Below are 16,300 nucleotides of genomic sequence, written 5' to 3'. Positions count from 1 at the left end.
ACCCATGTCTTTTGTCCAAACTATGACGGCAGGAGGGCACCATCATGAAACTTGTCATTTCAGCTGTATTACTGTTGTTCATTGTTTTCGGCACGCATCATGCATCGACAAAACCGGACATTCCGTCACAGGCGGAACAAGCGGTATCCCGTATGACATTAGATGAAAAATTAGGGCAGATGCTCATGCCTGATTTTCGCAATTGGCAAAAAAAGGGGCATTCATCACCTGAGGCTCTTACCCAAATGAATGACGAAGTCGCAGGGCTTATTCAAAAGTACCGGTTCGGCGGCGTTATCTTATTTGCAGAAAATGTAAAAAAAACTGAGCAAACGGTACGCCTGACAGATGCCTTTCAAAAGGCGAGCCCTGACATTCCGCTATTATTAAGCATTGATCAGGAGGGCGGCATCGTAACTAGACTTGGTGAGGGCACTCATTTCCCAGGCAATATGGCGCTCGGAGCCGCTAGAAAAACAGCCTACGCGTCCCAAACCGGCGCCATTATCGGCAAAGAACTGAAAGCACTGGGCATTAATACGAATTTCGCGCCCGTTCTCGATATCAATAATAATCCCGGAAACCCTGTCATCGGCGTCAGGTCGTTCAGTTCAGACCGAGATCTGACAGCTTCACTCGGTCTTGCCTCAATGAAGGCTCAGCAAAAGCAGGATGTCGCTGCCGCCGTCAAACATTTCCCGGGACACGGCGACACGGATGTCGACAGCCACTACGGCCTTCCGCTTGTCACCCACAATCAAGAAAGGCTGCGTCAAATTGAACTTTATCCGTTCCGGAAGGCCATTCAGGCCGGAGCTGATATGATCATGACAGCCCATGTGCAATTTCCCGCTTTTGACGATACAACCTATAAAAGCAAGCTGGACGGTTCAGACATCCTCGTACCCGCCACACTCTCGAAAAAAGTGATGACTCATCTTCTCCGTGAGGAAATGGGATTTAACGGCGTCATCGTTACGGATGCATTAAATATGAAAGCCATTGCCGATCATTTCGGCCAGGAAGAGGCGGTCGTCATGGCAGTAAAAGCAGGAGTCGATATTGCCCTGATGCCGGCCCAAGTGACATCGCTGCAAACGGAAAACCGCTTTGCCCGGGTTCATTCCGCTTTAAAAAAGGCGGTACAAAAAGGGGAAATTCCTCTTCAGCAAATTAACAAATCGGTGAAACGCATCATTTCCCTGAAAATAAAAAGAGGGATATATCCCGCACCGAAAGAGACAAATCTGAAAAAGAAGATTGCAAAAGCAAAGAAAACCGTCGGCAGCAAAAATCACCTGAAAGCTGAAAAACAAATCGCGGCAAGGTCCGTCACCGTCTTACAAAACAAAAACCGTACGCTCCCATTCAAACCGAGAAAGAACAGCCGCGTTCTCATTGCCGCTCCTTATGAAGATCAAACAGCATCAATGGAACAAACCATTCGGCAGCTCATCAAGAAGAAAAAAATCCGGCCGGTAACCATCAGTAAAATGAACTTCGCCGAGCGCACTTTTCATGATGAGCACAAAAAGCTGGTATCCGACGCGGATTACGTGATTACAGGCTCCTATGTCGTGAAAAATGACCCTGTCGTAAACGACGGCGTCATTGATGATTCCGTCACAGATCCCGGCAAGTGGACGACTGCATTTCCGCGGGCCGTCATGAAAGCCGCACAATCAAACCAAAAACCCTTTGTGCTGATGAGCCTGCGTAATCCATATGACGCTGCGAACTTTGAAGAAGCTGAAGCCCTTATCGCAGTCTACGGCTTTAAAGGATATACAGACGGACAATTTCTCCAGCCAAACATTCCGGCAGGCGTTGAAGCGATATTCGGACAGACAAAACCGCAAGGCAGGCTGCCCGCTGACATTCCTTCCGTCACTCATCCGGGAACGACACTCTATCCTTATGGTTTCGGTATCAATCTGAAGACCGGAAAACCGCTTTAAACAGGAGGACTGATCATGAAAAAACAAACGGCTGCGCTTCTTGCCGGATTAGTCGTCATCAGTGCCATGACGGCAGTCTCGGCGGCTTCTGACAGAAACCTTCATACCGCCAAGAAACCAAGCATCCAAACAGGCATCGACCGCCTGCTGAAAGATTATAAACAGGAACTGAAGGGAAAAAGGGTCGGGCTGATCACCAACCCGACCGGTGTGAACAATTCATTGAAAAGCAGCGTTGACGTGCTGTATGAGGCACCAGACATCCAATTGACGGCATTATTCGGTCCGGAGCACGGTGTCCGCGGCGATGCTCAGGCCGGAGACAAAGTCACATCCTATATAGACGAAAAAACAGGGCTTCCCGTCTATAGCCTGTATGGGGAAACGAGGAAACCGACGCCTGACATGCTGAAAGATACAGATGTGCTGATTTTCGATATTCAGGATGTCGGAACACGATACTACACCTACATTTATACAATGGCCTATGCCATGGAAGCGGCCAAAGAAAAAGGCATTCCTTTTTATGTCTTGGACCGGCCGAATCCGCAAGGCGGACGAAATCCGGACGGTCCGGTTCTTGAACCGGATTACGCATCATTTGTCGGACTGTATCCGATCCCGCTGAAGCACTGCATGACGATCGGTGAACTTGCTCTTTTATTCAATAAAGAGTTTCATATTGGCGCCGACCTCACCGTCGTAAAAATGAAGCGCTGGAAGCGGACGATGACGATTGAAGATACCGGCCTGCCGTTCGTCCTCCCTTCGCCTAATATCCCGACCCCGGACAGCATATTCGCATATTCGGCGACAGGACTAATCGAAGGCACAAACGTATCCGAAGGAAGGGGCACGACAAAGCCGTTTGAACTGATCGGCGCGCCTTATATGAAAAGCACCGAGCTCGAAGAACGCCTGAACAGTCTCAAGCTTCCGGGCGTCACCTTCAGAGCCGCATCATTTATCCCCAGCTTCTCCAAGCACCAGGGCAAGCTGTGCCACGGCGTACAAGTCTACGTAACAAACAGAAACACATTTGAAGCGGCAAAAACAGGGCTTTCCATTCTGAAAACCATGCATGACTTATATCCGAATGACTTTTCATTCTTGCCGACAGGCTCTTTTGACAAGCTGATCGGTAACGGCTGGGTACGCAAAAAAATAGAAAAAGGCGCTTCCATTGAAGACATCACCGGCACATATCAACGCCGGCTGGACCAATTCAAAACTCTAAGAAAACAATACCTCATATACTGACAAAATTCGTGTTACACGTGTAACATTTTGACGCATTTCACATTTCCGCTTTTTATAGGAAAACATTCATTTATTTGGTACAATTTCATTGATAACAGTTATCATTTAAATGAATGTTTCCTAAAAGGTGGTTTCTCATGAAAAACACATTATTCTTTCAGCCCATTGATATCATCTCCGTAAAAAAAACAGCCGACCTTCTGTCAGAGCATCAGCTCACTGATTCTCCCGTATTGATCTTTCATGTGAAAGGCGAGGGACAAATTGATATCGGAACAGACAGCTTTCCGCTGCAGAAGGAAACGCTCTACATCTGTCCTTGTGATGAGACATTCAATATTGCCCCTATATCGTCAGGCGGCATCCATTTGTATATCGTCAGACTCCGTGTTTTCTCCTATTCATCAGATGATGAAGCGATGCTTCCGGATAACGGGGAAGACATCTTCCACGGACTTCAGCAAATGAATATACAAACGGTTGATCATTTGACAAGCCGGCTTCAGTCACTTTCTGAAAACGTGCGATCGGCGGATGCATTGCAGAAAATGAAATATACAGCCGACTTTCAGCAGCTGATGTACGACCTTTATGCCGCAAAAGTATGCCATCAAAATAATACGAAAGCGGCGATCGAACAGACAAAACAATTCATACATGCTCAGTCCGACACAAAAATCACGCTCACCCAGCTCGCTCATATGGCGGGAATCAGTCCCAAGCATTACAGTGAAACCTTTAAAAAACTATACGGGCAGAGCGTAACTGAATATATCACAGACATCCGCATAACCAATGCGAAAAAAATGATGGCCAAGGCAAACTGCAAACTGCGGGAAATCGCTCATCAAATCGGCTACCAGGACGAATTTTATTTCAGCCGCATCTTTAAAAAACATACCGGCAGCTCACCTACAAGCTATATGAAAAAAAGGCGCATAAAAATGGCCGCGTACGGAAAAGAAACGATGGGGCATCTGATTCCTCTGCATCACGTGCCTTACGCTGCGGCGCTGCACCCGAAATGGACGGCCTATTATTACAAACAATTCTCTTCCGATATTCCGGTTCACCTGAGTGCTTACCGTTATAATGCAAATTGGGAAGAGAACCTGCACACGCTGTCCCAAGCTGCTCCGGACATCATTTTCAGTCTTGATTCTGTCAGTGAAGAAGAAAAACAGCGCCTGAATGACATCACTGACGTTTTTTACCTTCCGGCTCAAGAGAATTGGAGAGACCAGTTTCTTCGCACAGCCGCATATTTGAATGAAGAGCAGGAAGCGCGGCACTGGCTTAAAGCTTATCAAAGTCTCGCCCATTCAGCGAAAGATGCTCTTAAACACGTGCGGCATCAGCGGTTCTTATTTGTCCGTGTATATAAAGAAAATATGTACATCGCCCATAACAACAGTATTGAGGATGTCTTCTTCGGTGATTTAGGCTTTGCCTCCGCAAAACCGGAAGCTTTTGCTCCTGACGAAAAGATTTCCTTGGAAATGCTGGCGGATTGCCAAGCTGACTGCATCATGCTTTTCACTTGTAAAGAACCGGAAACGCTTCGTTATTTTCAGCGGATTCAGCAGACCGGGATATGGCAGAACCTTAGAGCCGTCAGCAATAAACGCGTGTTTCCCATTTCATCTGACCCGTGGATTGAATATTCTCCAAGCGGACATCAGCGGATGATCGAGCAAAGCATTTCCATTTTATCCGAAGATCGTCCATGGTAATGCCGGAAATTATCCATGGTCTTATCCCAATTCATTCTCTATAATTCCAATTGATAATAGTTATCAATTGAACAGGAGGAACAATAGATGAAGAAATTGGCATTCGCTTTCATGATTTTGCTTTTGGCTTTCACGGCCGCGGCTTGCGGAAGCTCAGAAACATCCGATACAGCAAGTAAAGGAAAGGACGCTTCTTCAGATAAAAAGAAAATCGAATATCTAGGAAAAACATATGAAGTAAAAGCGCCGACTGACAAAATCGCCATTACAGGCAGCGTAGAATCAATGGAAGACGCCAAATTGCTTGACGTTCATCCGGCAGGAGCAATTTCTTTCTCCGGCAAATTCCCGGAACTGTTTAAAGATATTACAGATAAATCCGTATCAACGGGAGAAAAAATGCAGCCGAACATGGAAAAAATTCTTGAGCTGCAGCCGGACGTCATTCTGGCATCAACCAAATTCCCGGAAAAAACGTTGAAAAAATTGAGCGGCACCGCTGAAACGATCCCTGTCTCTCATATCTCATCAAACTGGAAAGAAAACATGATGCTGCTCGCCCAGCTTACAGATAAAGAGAAAAAAGCGAAAAAAATCATCGCAGATTACGAACAGGACCTGAAAAAGACAAAAACAAAGATCAACAGCAAAGCGAAACAGTCAAACGCGCTGGTCATCAGAATCAGACAAGGCAATATTTATATTTATCCTGAACAAGTATATTTCAACTCCACACTTTACGGTGATTTAGGCCTGAAGGCGCCGGACGAAGTCAAAGCGGCGAAAGCGCAGGAACTGATTTCTCTTGAAAAATTAAGCGAAATGAACCCTGACCATATCTTCGTACAATTCTCTGATGACGAAAACGCAGATAAGCCGGACGCTTTGAAAGACTTAGAGAAAAATCCGATCTGGAAGAGCCTGAAGGCAGTCAAAAAAGACCATGTATACGTCAATACGATTGATCCATTAGCCCAAGGCGGAACCGCATGGAGTAAAATCAGCTTCTTACAGGTTGCGGCTGACAAATTGACTCAAGACTAATAAAGAGTAGGTTTTTCACATGTATGCAAAACGGCGGACACACATTATTATCATTGCTTCACCGATTGCCATTGTTCTGTCACTGCTGCTTTCCGTTTTATACGGCGCAAAGCAGCTTGACTTCCATACCGTGTTCTCCGCATTGCTGCACTTTAATCCGGAGAATACCGACCATCAGATCATATGGCATTCAAGAATCCCGAGGGCTGCCGGCGCTATGTTTATCGGCGCCGCCCTTGCTGTTTCCGGAGCGCTCATGCAGGGAATCACACGGAACTATCTGGCCTCGCCTTCGATCATGGGTGTGTCGGACGGCTCCGCTTTTATCATCACCCTTTGCATGGTATTGCTCCCTCAATCGACATCCATTGAAATGATCATATACTCGTTTATCGGTTCCGCATTCGGCGCCGCTCTTGTTTTCGGGCTGGCCTCCATTCTTCCCGGCGGTTTTACCCCGGTGCAGCTTGCCATTATCGGAACGGTGACCAGTATGCTTCTCAGCAGTCTGTCGGCTGCGCTTTCGATTTATTTTCAAATTTCGCAGGATCTCAGTTTTTGGTACAGTGCGAGACTGCATCAAATGAACCCTGATTTTTTGAAACTGGCCGTCCCGTTTTTTGCGATCGGAATCATCACGGCCATGATTCTCAGCAAAAAGGTCACTGCCGTATCATTAGGAGACGACATTTCAAAAAGTCTGGGACAGCAGAAAAGAACCATCAAACTCATGGCGATGGCGGCCGTTGTCATATTGACCGGAAGCTCGGTGGCACTCGCCGGAAAAATTGCCTTTGTCGGTTTGGTCGTTCCGCACATCACACGTTTTCTCGTCGGATCGGACTACAGCAGGCTGATCCCATGCGCGTGCATCATCGGCGGCGTCTTCCTGACCCTTTGCGACCTTGCCAGCCGATTCATCAATTATCCGTTTGAGACGCCTATTGAAGTTGTCACTTCTATCATCGGTGTTCCTTTCTTTCTTTATTTGATTAAAAGAAAAGGAGGGGATCAGCGTGGTGCGTAAAATGGCCGGAATTTATATCATTCTGATTGCTCTCATATTGCTCGTAAGCTATTTCAGCATGACAAGCGGTTCTTTTTCCGCAAAGCCGGGTGAACTGCTCAGTACGCTTTTCCGCATCCATCCGAATCCGCAATATGACATTTTGCTGTTTCAGCTGAGGCTGCCGCGCATTGTCATGGCGGCTGCCATCGGGCTCGGGTTGGGGATAGCCGGAGCCGTTATTCAGGCCATTACCAAAAACGGGCTTGCCGATCCCGGTATTCTGGGCATTAATGCAGGGGCCGGAGCGGGAATCGTCGCGTTTATGCTTCTGTTTCAGGGACAATCTGAAGCGACGGCACTTGCCTCTGCGATGGGTATGCCTGTCTTCGGCCTCATCGGAGGATTGATGGCGGCCGTGCTGATCTATATTTTCGCCTGGCACCGGGGGCATCTGGAATCGGGCAGAATTATTCTCGTCGGGATCGCCATGAATTCAGGATTCAGCGCGCTGTCTTTATTTCTTTCATTAAAAATGGACCCGCAGGATTATGAGATGGCGATAGTTTGGAAAAACGGCAGCATCTGGTCGGCAAACTGGATGACCATTACGGCGATCCTTCCGTGGCTGATCTTGTTCATTCCTCTTCTTATGGCGAAAACGTCATTGCTGGATACCATTCGTTTCGATGAGGACACGGTGAAAAGTCTCGGTGTTTCAACCAATAAAGAAAAAACGATTTTACTCATTGCCTGCATCGCTTTGATCAGCGCATGTGTAACCGCAGCGGGCAGCATGGCATTTGTCGGGCTGATCGCGCCCCATATTTCCCGCAGGCTCGCCGGGATTGAGCACAGATACTCATTACCGGTCAGCGGATTGGTCGGTATGCTCCTCGTCATATCCGCCGACTTTGCGGGCAAATTATTCTTTCAGCCTTCAGAAGTGCCGGCGGGAATTATTCTTGCGATTCTCGGCGTTCCTTATTTCTTTTTTCTTCTGTTTAAGCAAAAGAAGGGGCTGGATGCATGAGGGGCACACTTACAGCACACCGGATAAACGGAAAGGAATGCACTGTGTATCTTCCTCCCTCCTATTCGGTTCAAACAGGGGCTTTACCCTGTGTGTACGTACTGGACGGGGGTTCTTTGTTTTTAGAACAGATGGATAAGCTTGAATCCCAATTTGCGAACGGAACACTTCCCGAATTGATTTTTGCCGGCATCAAACCGGCTGACAGGCTCGATGAGTACACACCGTGGCCCGCGCCTTCCCTGAGCCCTGCATTTCATGATTTCGGCGGCAAAGGGAGGCTCTTTCTCGAGGAGCTGACAGATGCCATCATTCCAACTGTAGAAGATATGCATCACATTTCTGCACATCCGGAAACAAGAGGACTGATCGGCGCGTCATTAGGCGGACTGTTTTCGATATACGCGATGCTACAAAAGCCTGTAATATTCGGCAGAATCGGCTGTATTTCCGGTTCCTTCTGGTATGAAAAATCAGCAGATTATGTCCGCTCCGCATCTTTGCGTCCGGCACGGCGGCGTATCTATATGTCTGTAGGCAGCCGCGAAGCTGAGCATAAAAACAACATCCAAAACACCATGATCCGACAAAATAAAGACGTGCATGAAAGCCTGAGGCAAAAAGGCTTTTCTCAATCTCAGCTCTCTTTCACTGTTGAAGAAGGCGCCGTGCACCATCAAGAAGCATTCAAACGACAATTCAATGCAGCACTAAGCTGGCTGTACGGAAAAAACCGCTCACGTAGCTGAGCGGTTTTTTTCATACTTCATCACGACCGGCTTAAGTTCAAAGCGTCTCAGCAAATAGCCGAACAAAGCGGCAAGGATTTGCTGAAAGAGCATCCCGATGACGACCGGAACCGCCACTTGAGACGGAAAGAAAGACACGGCGAGAACGGCTCCGGCGCTGATATTGCGCATGCCCCCTGTATAAATCAGAGACACGATTTCATCCTGGCTCCGCTTCATCAGTCTTCCGATCAGCCAAGCCACGGCATAACCCGTCATGGCAATAAAAAATACCATGCCTGCGATGCCCGCAAATTTGATATCCACGTGCGTGACATACGGCGCGATTTCCGAACTGTTAATGGCAATGACAATCATCAGACAGATTTTTGAAAAAGGAGACAGCGACCGGCTTATCGCCTGAGTCCTTACCGGCGGGGAAAACTGGTTGACCATCATCCCTGCGATGGACGGAATCACCACCATCTCCGCCAGCCCTTTCATCATTCCCCACACATCCATCTGAACATTCGCCCCGGCCAGGACAGACAGGCTTAACGGTACGATAAAAGGAGAAAGCACGGTATCAACCAGGATAATAGACAGCGTCAATCCGACATTTCCCTTATACATCGCAGCCCAAATCAAACTCGTAATTCCGGTCGGAATCACCACACCCATAATCAGCCCCGTCACAGTTAAAGGGTCACCGCTGAAAATCAGATGGCCGCTTCCCCATGCAAAAACAGGCATGAAAATATGCAGAACAAACAATGCCATGATCATCGGGAGCGGCTTCTCGATACTGCGCTTCAGCGATTGAAAATTGGCACTCAGACTGCCCGTAAATGTAATAAATGCAAATATCCACGGCACAGCGCCGGCCATCCAGCTGATATGCTGAGATAACAGCACACCCGCCGCCACACTTGACGGAGTCAAAAGCGGCATGATTCTCCCCAACACTTGGTTCAACTTCTGTAGCCACATCATATGCAAGTCTCCTATATACGGTTTTCAAATCTCATTCATTATAACAATGCAAACCCACAAATTTAACCGAAAAAAAGCCCGGATATATTCATCCGGACTTCACAAATTCTATGCCATTTGTTTCATTAAATCTCGGCTTTTCTGATTTAATCCCTTTAATTCAGCCTCAATTCCGTATTCTTTACATTTGGCGACAATTTTCTCAAGAGCCGCCGCTCCCGAATCATCCCACACGTGGGCATCGGTCAAATCAATGACAATTCGTTTCACGTCTTCATCATAAACGATGGCATTCATCAGTTCAGACACGGAAGCAAAAAAGATTTGTCCCGTTACCTTATATGTTCTGACATCTTTCTGTTCGGAATGTGACACAATCTTCAGCTTAGAAATTTTAGCCGTAAAAAAGATCGCGCTTAGCAGCACACCCGCGAAGACACCCTTTGATAAATCATTTGTCAGGACGACCGTCACGACGGTAATAACCATAACGATCGAATCAGTAAGGGGCGCTTTCCGTAAACCTTTAATCGATGACCAGTCGAACGTGCCGATGGACACCATAACCATCACGGCCACCAGCGCAGCCATCGGAATTTTCATGACGATACCGCTTAATACGGCAATTAAAAACATTAAAAACGCGCCGGCCGTAAAAGCCGATAACCGGCCGCGTCCGCCGGCTTTCGTATTAATGACAGACTGGCCGATCATGGCGCATCCGGCCATGCCTCCGAAAAATCCGTTCACAATATTGGCGATGCCTTGTCCGCGGCTTTCTTTGTTCTTATCACTAACCGTATCCGTCATTTCATCAATGATCTGGGCTGTCAGCAATGACTCGAGCAATCCGACGAATGCAAGCGCCAGTGAATACGGGAAAATAATCCGCAATGTCTCAAACGTCCACGGAACATCCGGTATCAAGAAATGCGGAAGTGAACTTGTAATCCCGCCCATATCACCGACCGTGCGGACATCCGCATGGAAGACCACCGCAATGATCGTCATGACAATAATCGCCACCAGCGGAGACGGCACAGCCGTCGTAACCTTCGGCAATAGATATATGATAGCCAGTGATCCGGCAAGCATGGCGTACATGACCCATGAAGCTCCTTTGAACTGCGGCAGCTGCGCAGAAAAAATCAAGATCGCCAAAGCATTCACAAATCCGATCATGACCGAACGCGGAATAAATTTCATCAATTTCGCTATCTTACTGACACCAAGAATAAATTGAATAATACCTGTCAAAATGGTTGCCGCAAACAAATACTGCAGCCCGTAATCAGCCACCAATGTCACCATGACAACCGCCATTGAACCCGTAGCGGCTGAAATCATTCCCGGTCTGCCGCCGAAGATAGAAATAATAATCGCGATACAAAATGATGCATAAAGGCCGACCATCGGATCGACACCTGCAATAATTGAAAATCCGATCGCCTCAGGGATCAGAGCGAGAGCAACCAGAATACCGGCCAGAATGTCTTTACGGACATTCCCGAACCATTGCTGCTGTAACGTATAATCTTTCAAATGATAACGACTCCTTTTCACTGTAAATATCCGCACCCTATCAGTTGGAAACATTGATTTTCATCTGGGGAATATGAGGCAGGCTTACGGGGAAAAAGAGGACACGCTCAGAGTATAATGTCATTGAGGAAAGGAATTGTTAACAAAGAGTATCATATTAAACTTTAAAGAAATGTGCAAGACCGTATAAATAAGAAAAGAAAACGACTCTCACTGGAGCCGTTTCCGCTTTTATAAAAGTTCCGGATCAGACACAAGAATCGTTTTTATTGCGCTGATATCCTTTCTTTCTTTTGTCACCGGGTCGATGCCCATGAGATGATCAATGGCTTCTTCATAATTCTTCAGTTCCGTCTTTTCCGTAATAAAATCATAGAGCTGCGGAAGGTCGGACGCGCATGCTAACGCGGCCTCCATGATCTGGCGGGCTTCACCTGTGCCCACAATCGTCACGCCGTTTGACAGCAGCTGGTACGGCCTGACCGTCATCTCATACGTATCATCAAAGCCCATCGGCACGATTCTGCCTCCCTTTTCAATAAAAGGATAAGCCCAATCAAGCTGGTTGCCGATCGCGTCAAAAATCACATCAAATTTTCTTCCTTGATTAATCCGTTTCACTTCATCCACGGTTAATGCTTCAGGGTGGTAGACATAATCCGATATCCGGCTCGCCGCCTCGCTTCGGAAACTGCCTATTTCAGTCGCAACCGTCAATCGCGCCAGTTTTTTCACCATCATTTGCACAAGCAATCCGATTGGTCCCGACCCCAAAACCAAGACCGAGTCCTCCGGCTGAATCGAAGCCTTGTCCACAACATTCAGCACACAAGAGAGAGGCTCAACCAATGTGGCCCGCTCCCATTCCATTGAATCCGGAATTCTGTACATGAACCTGTCTTCCCCCACGTAATATTCCGCAAACGTTCCGTGCGCCCCGATTCCGAGCTGCCAATCCTCGAAGGTTTCGCAATAACACGTCAGCCCTCTCCGGCAATAATGACATTTCCCGCAAAACTGCGTAGGATCTATCACGACGCGGTCTCCGACTTTTACATTTGTCACGTCCGGTCCGATTTCCACGACCGCTCCCACCGATTCATGCCCCATAATCATATGATGGGTTGCATTCATTTTTCCTTTCAGCACATTTAAGTCCGTTCCGCAGATACCGGTTCCGAAAATTTTCACTTTCACATCATTGGATTTCCGAATTTGAGGCTCGTCCACCTCTTGATATTCAAGCTTATCATTAGGAGTCCAGACCAACGCCTTCATATTTCTCTTCCTTTCTGCCCCAGCGGATTTGGTCTAACAATGTTTGATGAAGCTCCTTCGTTGATGCCGCAATACATGATTGCTGATTCTGATAACTTAAATCTGTCAGAAGCGTTTCGTCCAAAGACCGGCCGTATGCATCCGTAATGACCACTCCCGCCTTCTTCGCCAAAAAGACGCTTGCGGCAATATCATAAGGAAACAAATGCAGCACCTGCCCGTTCCCGACCTGCTGAAAATCTGAAAGCAGCTTCGGATCATCTTTCAGCAGACGATTGCCGATATCCACATAAGCATCCATCTGCCCCGTGATAATTCGCGAAATCGAATAAGAAGCGCTGTTGAAAACAAAAACCCCGCCATTATTGGCCGACTGGTCAATCAGATGGCCGTATGCGTCCGTCATCAGCTGCGCCGGATGCCCGTTAAATTCAAGGCTCCAAAACATATTTTTAATATCCCGCACTCCGCTCAAATTCGGCAATTCTCCATGATACCCTTCAAAATGAATCGCATCGCTGTATATATCACCGTACATATAAGCGCCTGATTTCAATTCAAGTAAAAAAGCAAATTCGATATCCTTAATCTTTGCGTTTGGCTTATACGAAGCAAGCGCAATCGAAATACACGACATTTCAAGCCCCGCGGCGGCCGGGCGCGTTCCGTCTATCGGATCTACAATTAAAATATATTGCGGATCTTCTCCAATCAGCTTCAGTCCGCCATCCTCCGTGTAAAAAGCAACCGGATGGCCCTTTTCTTGAATATAATCCAGCACCGCCTCCTCAGCAGCGGCGTCTATGTTAAATTGGGCGTCGCCTCCCGGAGAATAGCCGTTTACGAGCCGGTTTTTCAGCGTGCCTTTTTGATTTTTCACCTTTTGATAAACAAATTGTCCAAGCCCAATGATATAGTCTCTCACTTGATTTCCTCCAATAGCTTGCGAAGTCTGTAGCAGAGCACTTCGGCTTCACTAAGTGTAATGGTTAAAGGCGGACGGATTTTAAATACATTTCCGAATCCGTAACGGGATGTCCGGAGAATCAGCCCGTAATCCATTGCCCGTTTAGCAATATAATTGGTCAGCTCCACATCCGGTTCATTGTTCTCTTTAACAATCTCCACACCGATCATAAGACCGACGCCTCTTACCTCAGAAATAAAAGCGAAATCCTCTTTCATCGTTTCTAAGCGATCCATAATATAATGACCGACTGTCGTTACATTTTCCAAAAATCCCGGGCGCTGCATAATATCTATGGTTTTACACGCGGCAGCGGCGGCCATCACATTTGAGCCGTACGTGAAGGAGTGCGTATACCCCGGAAGCCCGGTATACTTGTCCTCCGTCAGAGTGGCGGCGACTTGGAAGCCTGTGCCCCCGAGCCCTTTTGCTACCGTCATCATATTAGGTTTCACATCGAAGTGGTCCGCGGCAAACATTTTACCCGTCCGTCCGAACCCGGTCTGAATTTCATCAAAAATCAGGGCGATATCATGTTCATCACAAAGCTTTCTCAGCTGTTTAAAATACTCTTTAGGCGGAACGACGTTTCCACCGTTTCCGGATATCGGTTCAATAATCATGGCGGCAATTTTTCCATTGCTCGCATACTCAATAAAATCATTAATTCTTTCTACGCACAGCATACCGCATGAATCAGGTTTCTGATTATAAAAACAGCGGCTGCAATACGGATCGGGGACTTGCAGGCCAAAAGAAATTTGCGGCGGGAAAGGTTCTTTTCTGAATGAGTTGCCGGACAAAGCGGAAGTCATATACGTTTGTCCGAGGTGGCTTCGAAATAAGGAGATGACATCGGTTTTTCCGGAGTAATACTGAGCCATTTTAATAGCTCCTTCATTTGCACCGGAACCGCTGCTGACTTTAGGGTGTACTTTTGTGAGATTATCGGGGGCGATTTCTACTAGTTTTTCTGCCAGTTTATTTACGGCGTCTGTTTGAAAGGATGATGTCACATGGATCAGCTTATCGGCTTGTTCTTTAACCGTATCAATCACTTCTTTGTTACCGTATCCTAAATTCAAGTTAAATGTGGCAGAAGCGCAATCAATGTACTCATTTCCCTCTTGATCGTACAGGTAAATCCCTTCTCCGCGCTCCATTACTACATCGTCAACACTGTAATACAAGCTGTCTGGATTCGTGATTTCCTTCGTTCCCACAAATACCACCCCTATGAAATTATTAGAATTTCGCTTTTTATCGTATAAATTATTGAAAATAATGTCAACGATCTTTCTTGTAAAAAATGTTAACAATTTGTTAACGTTACCATAAGGGATGTACGAGAAAAAGTTATGTGATATAGTAACAATACTTGGATTTTTTGTAAAATCATCATGTCATATGAGTAGAGAGAAATATTATTTTACCAATAAGGAGATAAAATGATGAAAACTCGTCTGCTGTGGATAAGCTGTTTTTCTTATGGATCGATTGCTTTTACACTTGTTATTCTGGGAGCCGTACTGCCTGAGTTACTCACACATTATTCACAAAGCTACAGTAATGGCGGAGTATTGGTATTCTCTCAGTTCATGGGCTTTCTCATCGGTGTCATCGGAATGCCATACATGGTGAAAAAGCTTGGGCGCAAAAACGTCGTTATCTTTGGCCTGGCACTCATCAGCTGTGAAATGTTCATCACCTTCCTGCCGCCCTGGCCGCTGCTCTTTTTTCTCGTCAGCATCGCAGGGCTTGGCGCCGGACTGGTGGAATCCTGCGTAGGCACGATCATCCTCACCGCTATTAAAGAAAGACAGGCTGTGGCCATGAGCAAGATGGAAGTGGCCTACGGATTAGGTGCGCTGTTCATGCCTCTGCTCTCAGGCTTTCTTATCAACAACCACATGTGGACAATTGCTTTTTTAGTATTAGGGTTATCCAGTTTTGCACTTCTAATCGCATGGAAGCAGATGAGTTTCGGCAGTATTGATCAGCTTCTCATCCGCAAAGAGGTCTCTTCTGCTGACACTCAAAAAGAAAGCACCGGTTATCGGTCACAAGGATTGCTGTTTATTGCCTTGGCGGGTGCTTACTTCTTCTTTTACGGCGGCAGTGAAGTTTCCATTGTACATTTTATCCCCTCCATCTTCGCTGAGAAATGGGATATCCCCAACTCTTTGGCAACAATAACAGTTACAGTGTATTGGACGGGTATGATCATCGGAAGGTTATTAACAGGCCCGGTATCAGAAAAGCTGACATATCACCGTTATCTCCGTCTCATAAGCATTGGCGGTCTGGCAGCACTTACCGTATTAGCATTAAGTAAAAACGTATGGTTCGGTTTTGCCCTTTGCTTCTTTTTAGGACTGTTCATGGCAGGCATGTTTGCAATAGCCCTAATCATCACGAATCATTTTTATCCCGGAAAGACAGAAACAACTACCAGTATTCTGCTCGCTTCAAACGGATTAGGAGGTTCACTCCTTCCGATCGCCGTCGGCTGGAGCTTAGATGAATATCCCGCACAAACTGCATTCTGGCTGTTTACTGCACTGATGCTCCTTATGCTGCTGATTGTGTTCAGTTTAAGAATGCTCGAGACAATAAAATCAAACAATCTTCAAAATCATAACAGCAAAGCAAAATCAATGTAAACAAAAAAGCTAATGCCTTTCAAAGGCATTAGCTTTATATATCTATGTGATCTTCCATATAAAAAACCCAGTTCATCATAAACTGGGTTAAGATA

Annotated in this window: 13 protein-coding genes; 8 read left to right on the top strand and 5 right to left on the bottom strand. The window is 46.6% G+C overall.

The window, feature by feature from the left end:
- Nucleotides 1-44: 44 nt before the first annotated feature.
- From K3G25_RS14760 to K3G25_RS14730, 7 genes are all read left to right on the top strand, one after another.
- Nucleotides 45-1,958 (top strand): glycoside hydrolase family 3 protein, encoded by a 1,914-nt coding sequence (locus K3G25_RS14760; RefSeq protein ID WP_232489366.1) that lies wholly within the window; start codon nucleotides 45-47, stop codon nucleotides 1,956-1,958.
- Nucleotides 1,959-1,973: 15 nt separating this feature from the next.
- The gene (locus tag K3G25_RS14755) at nucleotides 1,974-3,218 is read left to right on the top strand and encodes an exo-beta-N-acetylmuramidase NamZ family protein (RefSeq protein ID WP_109566647.1); all 1,245 of its coding nucleotides are present in this window, start codon (nucleotides 1,974-1,976) and stop codon (nucleotides 3,216-3,218) included.
- 137 nt (nucleotides 3,219-3,355) lie between these two features.
- Entirely contained in the window at nucleotides 3,356-4,951 is a 1,596-nt protein-coding gene (locus K3G25_RS14750; protein WP_232489365.1) for a bacillibactin transport transcriptional regulator Btr, read from the top strand.
- Nucleotides 4,952-5,038: 87 nt separating this feature from the next.
- Nucleotides 5,039-5,995: an ABC transporter substrate-binding protein gene (locus K3G25_RS14745; RefSeq protein WP_003156778.1), complete on the top strand. Its 957-nt coding sequence runs from the start codon at nucleotides 5,039-5,041 to the stop codon at nucleotides 5,993-5,995.
- Nucleotides 5,996-6,014: 19 nt separating this feature from the next.
- On the top strand, nucleotides 6,015-7,022 hold the full coding sequence (locus K3G25_RS14740) for a FecCD family ABC transporter permease (protein WP_007609051.1): 1,008 nt from the start codon (nucleotides 6,015-6,017) through the stop codon (nucleotides 7,020-7,022).
- A 1-nt stretch (nucleotide 7,023) separates the two neighbouring features.
- Nucleotides 7,024-8,034, top strand: a complete 1,011-nt coding sequence (feuC, locus tag K3G25_RS14735; RefSeq protein ID WP_232489749.1) for an iron ABC transporter permease FeuC — start codon at nucleotides 7,024-7,026, stop codon at nucleotides 8,032-8,034.
- Nucleotides 8,031-8,783 carry an alpha/beta hydrolase gene (locus K3G25_RS14730; protein ID WP_109566646.1) on the top strand — a complete coding sequence of 251 codons (753 nt, stop codon included), beginning with the start codon at nucleotides 8,031-8,033 and terminating at the stop codon, nucleotides 8,781-8,783. Before feuC ends, K3G25_RS14730 begins: the two co-directional genes overlap by 4 nt.
- On the opposite strand, the gene K3G25_RS14725 is transcribed toward K3G25_RS14730, so the two are convergent.
- The 5 genes from K3G25_RS14725 to K3G25_RS14705 form a co-directional block, all read right to left on the bottom strand.
- Nucleotides 8,772-9,713: a bile acid:sodium symporter family protein gene (locus tag K3G25_RS14725; RefSeq protein WP_088056555.1), complete on the bottom strand. Its 942-nt coding sequence runs from the start codon at nucleotides 9,711-9,713 to the stop codon at nucleotides 8,772-8,774. The two genes, K3G25_RS14730 and K3G25_RS14725, sit on opposite strands and share 12 nt — an antisense overlap.
- Nucleotides 9,714-9,863: 150 nt before the next feature.
- Nucleotides 9,864-11,297 (bottom strand): SulP family inorganic anion transporter, encoded by a 1,434-nt coding sequence (locus K3G25_RS14720; RefSeq protein WP_021495342.1) that lies wholly within the window; start codon nucleotides 11,295-11,297, stop codon nucleotides 9,864-9,866.
- A gap of 231 nt (nucleotides 11,298-11,528) precedes the next feature.
- Nucleotides 11,529-12,575 carry a zinc-dependent alcohol dehydrogenase gene (locus K3G25_RS14715; RefSeq protein ID WP_003156784.1) on the bottom strand — a complete coding sequence of 349 codons (1,047 nt, stop codon included), beginning with the start codon at nucleotides 12,573-12,575 and terminating at the stop codon, nucleotides 11,529-11,531.
- Nucleotides 12,550-13,500 (bottom strand): inositol monophosphatase family protein, encoded by a 951-nt coding sequence (locus K3G25_RS14710; protein ID WP_014416764.1) that lies wholly within the window; start codon nucleotides 13,498-13,500, stop codon nucleotides 12,550-12,552. The genes K3G25_RS14715 and K3G25_RS14710 overlap by 26 nt, the downstream gene beginning before the upstream one ends.
- Complete coding sequence (locus tag K3G25_RS14705) at nucleotides 13,497-14,765, bottom strand: aspartate aminotransferase family protein (RefSeq protein ID WP_007408029.1); 1,269 nt, start codon at nucleotides 14,763-14,765, stop codon at nucleotides 13,497-13,499. Before K3G25_RS14705 ends, K3G25_RS14710 begins: the two co-directional genes overlap by 4 nt.
- Before the next feature lie 228 nt (nucleotides 14,766-14,993).
- Here K3G25_RS14705 and K3G25_RS14700 point away from each other — a divergent pair, with 228 nt between their 5' ends.
- The gene (locus K3G25_RS14700) at nucleotides 14,994-16,205 is read left to right on the top strand and encodes an MFS transporter (protein WP_174242833.1); all 1,212 of its coding nucleotides are present in this window, start codon (nucleotides 14,994-14,996) and stop codon (nucleotides 16,203-16,205) included.
- Nucleotides 16,206-16,300 lie beyond the last annotated feature (95 nt).

The sequence above is a fragment of the Bacillus sp. FCW2 genome, assembly GCF_021228595.1.
Lineage (GTDB): Bacteria > Bacillota > Bacilli > Bacillales > Bacillaceae > Bacillus > Bacillus velezensis.
Note: the sequence above shows the minus strand (reverse complement) of the source record. Positions and strands in the feature narration are given on the sequence as shown.

Excerpts from the sequence above, each read along its gene's own strand:
- K3G25_RS14760 (WP_232489366.1), top strand. The coding sequence starts at position 45 with ATGAAACTTGTCATTTCAGCTGTATTACTGTTGTTCATTGTTTTCGGC.
- K3G25_RS14755 (WP_109566647.1), top strand. The coding sequence starts at position 1,974 with ATGAAAAAACAAACGGCTGCGCTTCTTGCCGGATTAGTCGTCATCAGT.
- K3G25_RS14750 (WP_232489365.1), top strand. The coding sequence starts at position 3,356 with ATGAAAAACACATTATTCTTTCAGCCCATTGATATCATCTCCGTAAAA.
- K3G25_RS14745 (WP_003156778.1), top strand. The coding sequence starts at position 5,039 with ATGAAGAAATTGGCATTCGCTTTCATGATTTTGCTTTTGGCTTTCACG.
- K3G25_RS14740 (WP_007609051.1), top strand. The coding sequence starts at position 6,015 with ATGTATGCAAAACGGCGGACACACATTATTATCATTGCTTCACCGATT.
- feuC (WP_232489749.1), top strand. The coding sequence starts at position 7,024 with ATGGCCGGAATTTATATCATTCTGATTGCTCTCATATTGCTCGTAAGC.
- K3G25_RS14730 (WP_109566646.1), top strand. The coding sequence starts at position 8,031 with ATGAGGGGCACACTTACAGCACACCGGATAAACGGAAAGGAATGCACT.
- K3G25_RS14725 (WP_088056555.1), bottom strand. The coding sequence starts at position 9,713 with ATGCCGCTTTTGACTCCGTCAAGTGTGGCGGCGGGTGTGCTGTTATCT.
- K3G25_RS14715 (WP_003156784.1), bottom strand. The coding sequence starts at position 12,575 with ATGAAGGCGTTGGTCTGGACTCCTAATGATAAGCTTGAATATCAAGAG.
- K3G25_RS14700 (WP_174242833.1), top strand. The coding sequence starts at position 14,994 with ATGAAAACTCGTCTGCTGTGGATAAGCTGTTTTTCTTATGGATCGATT.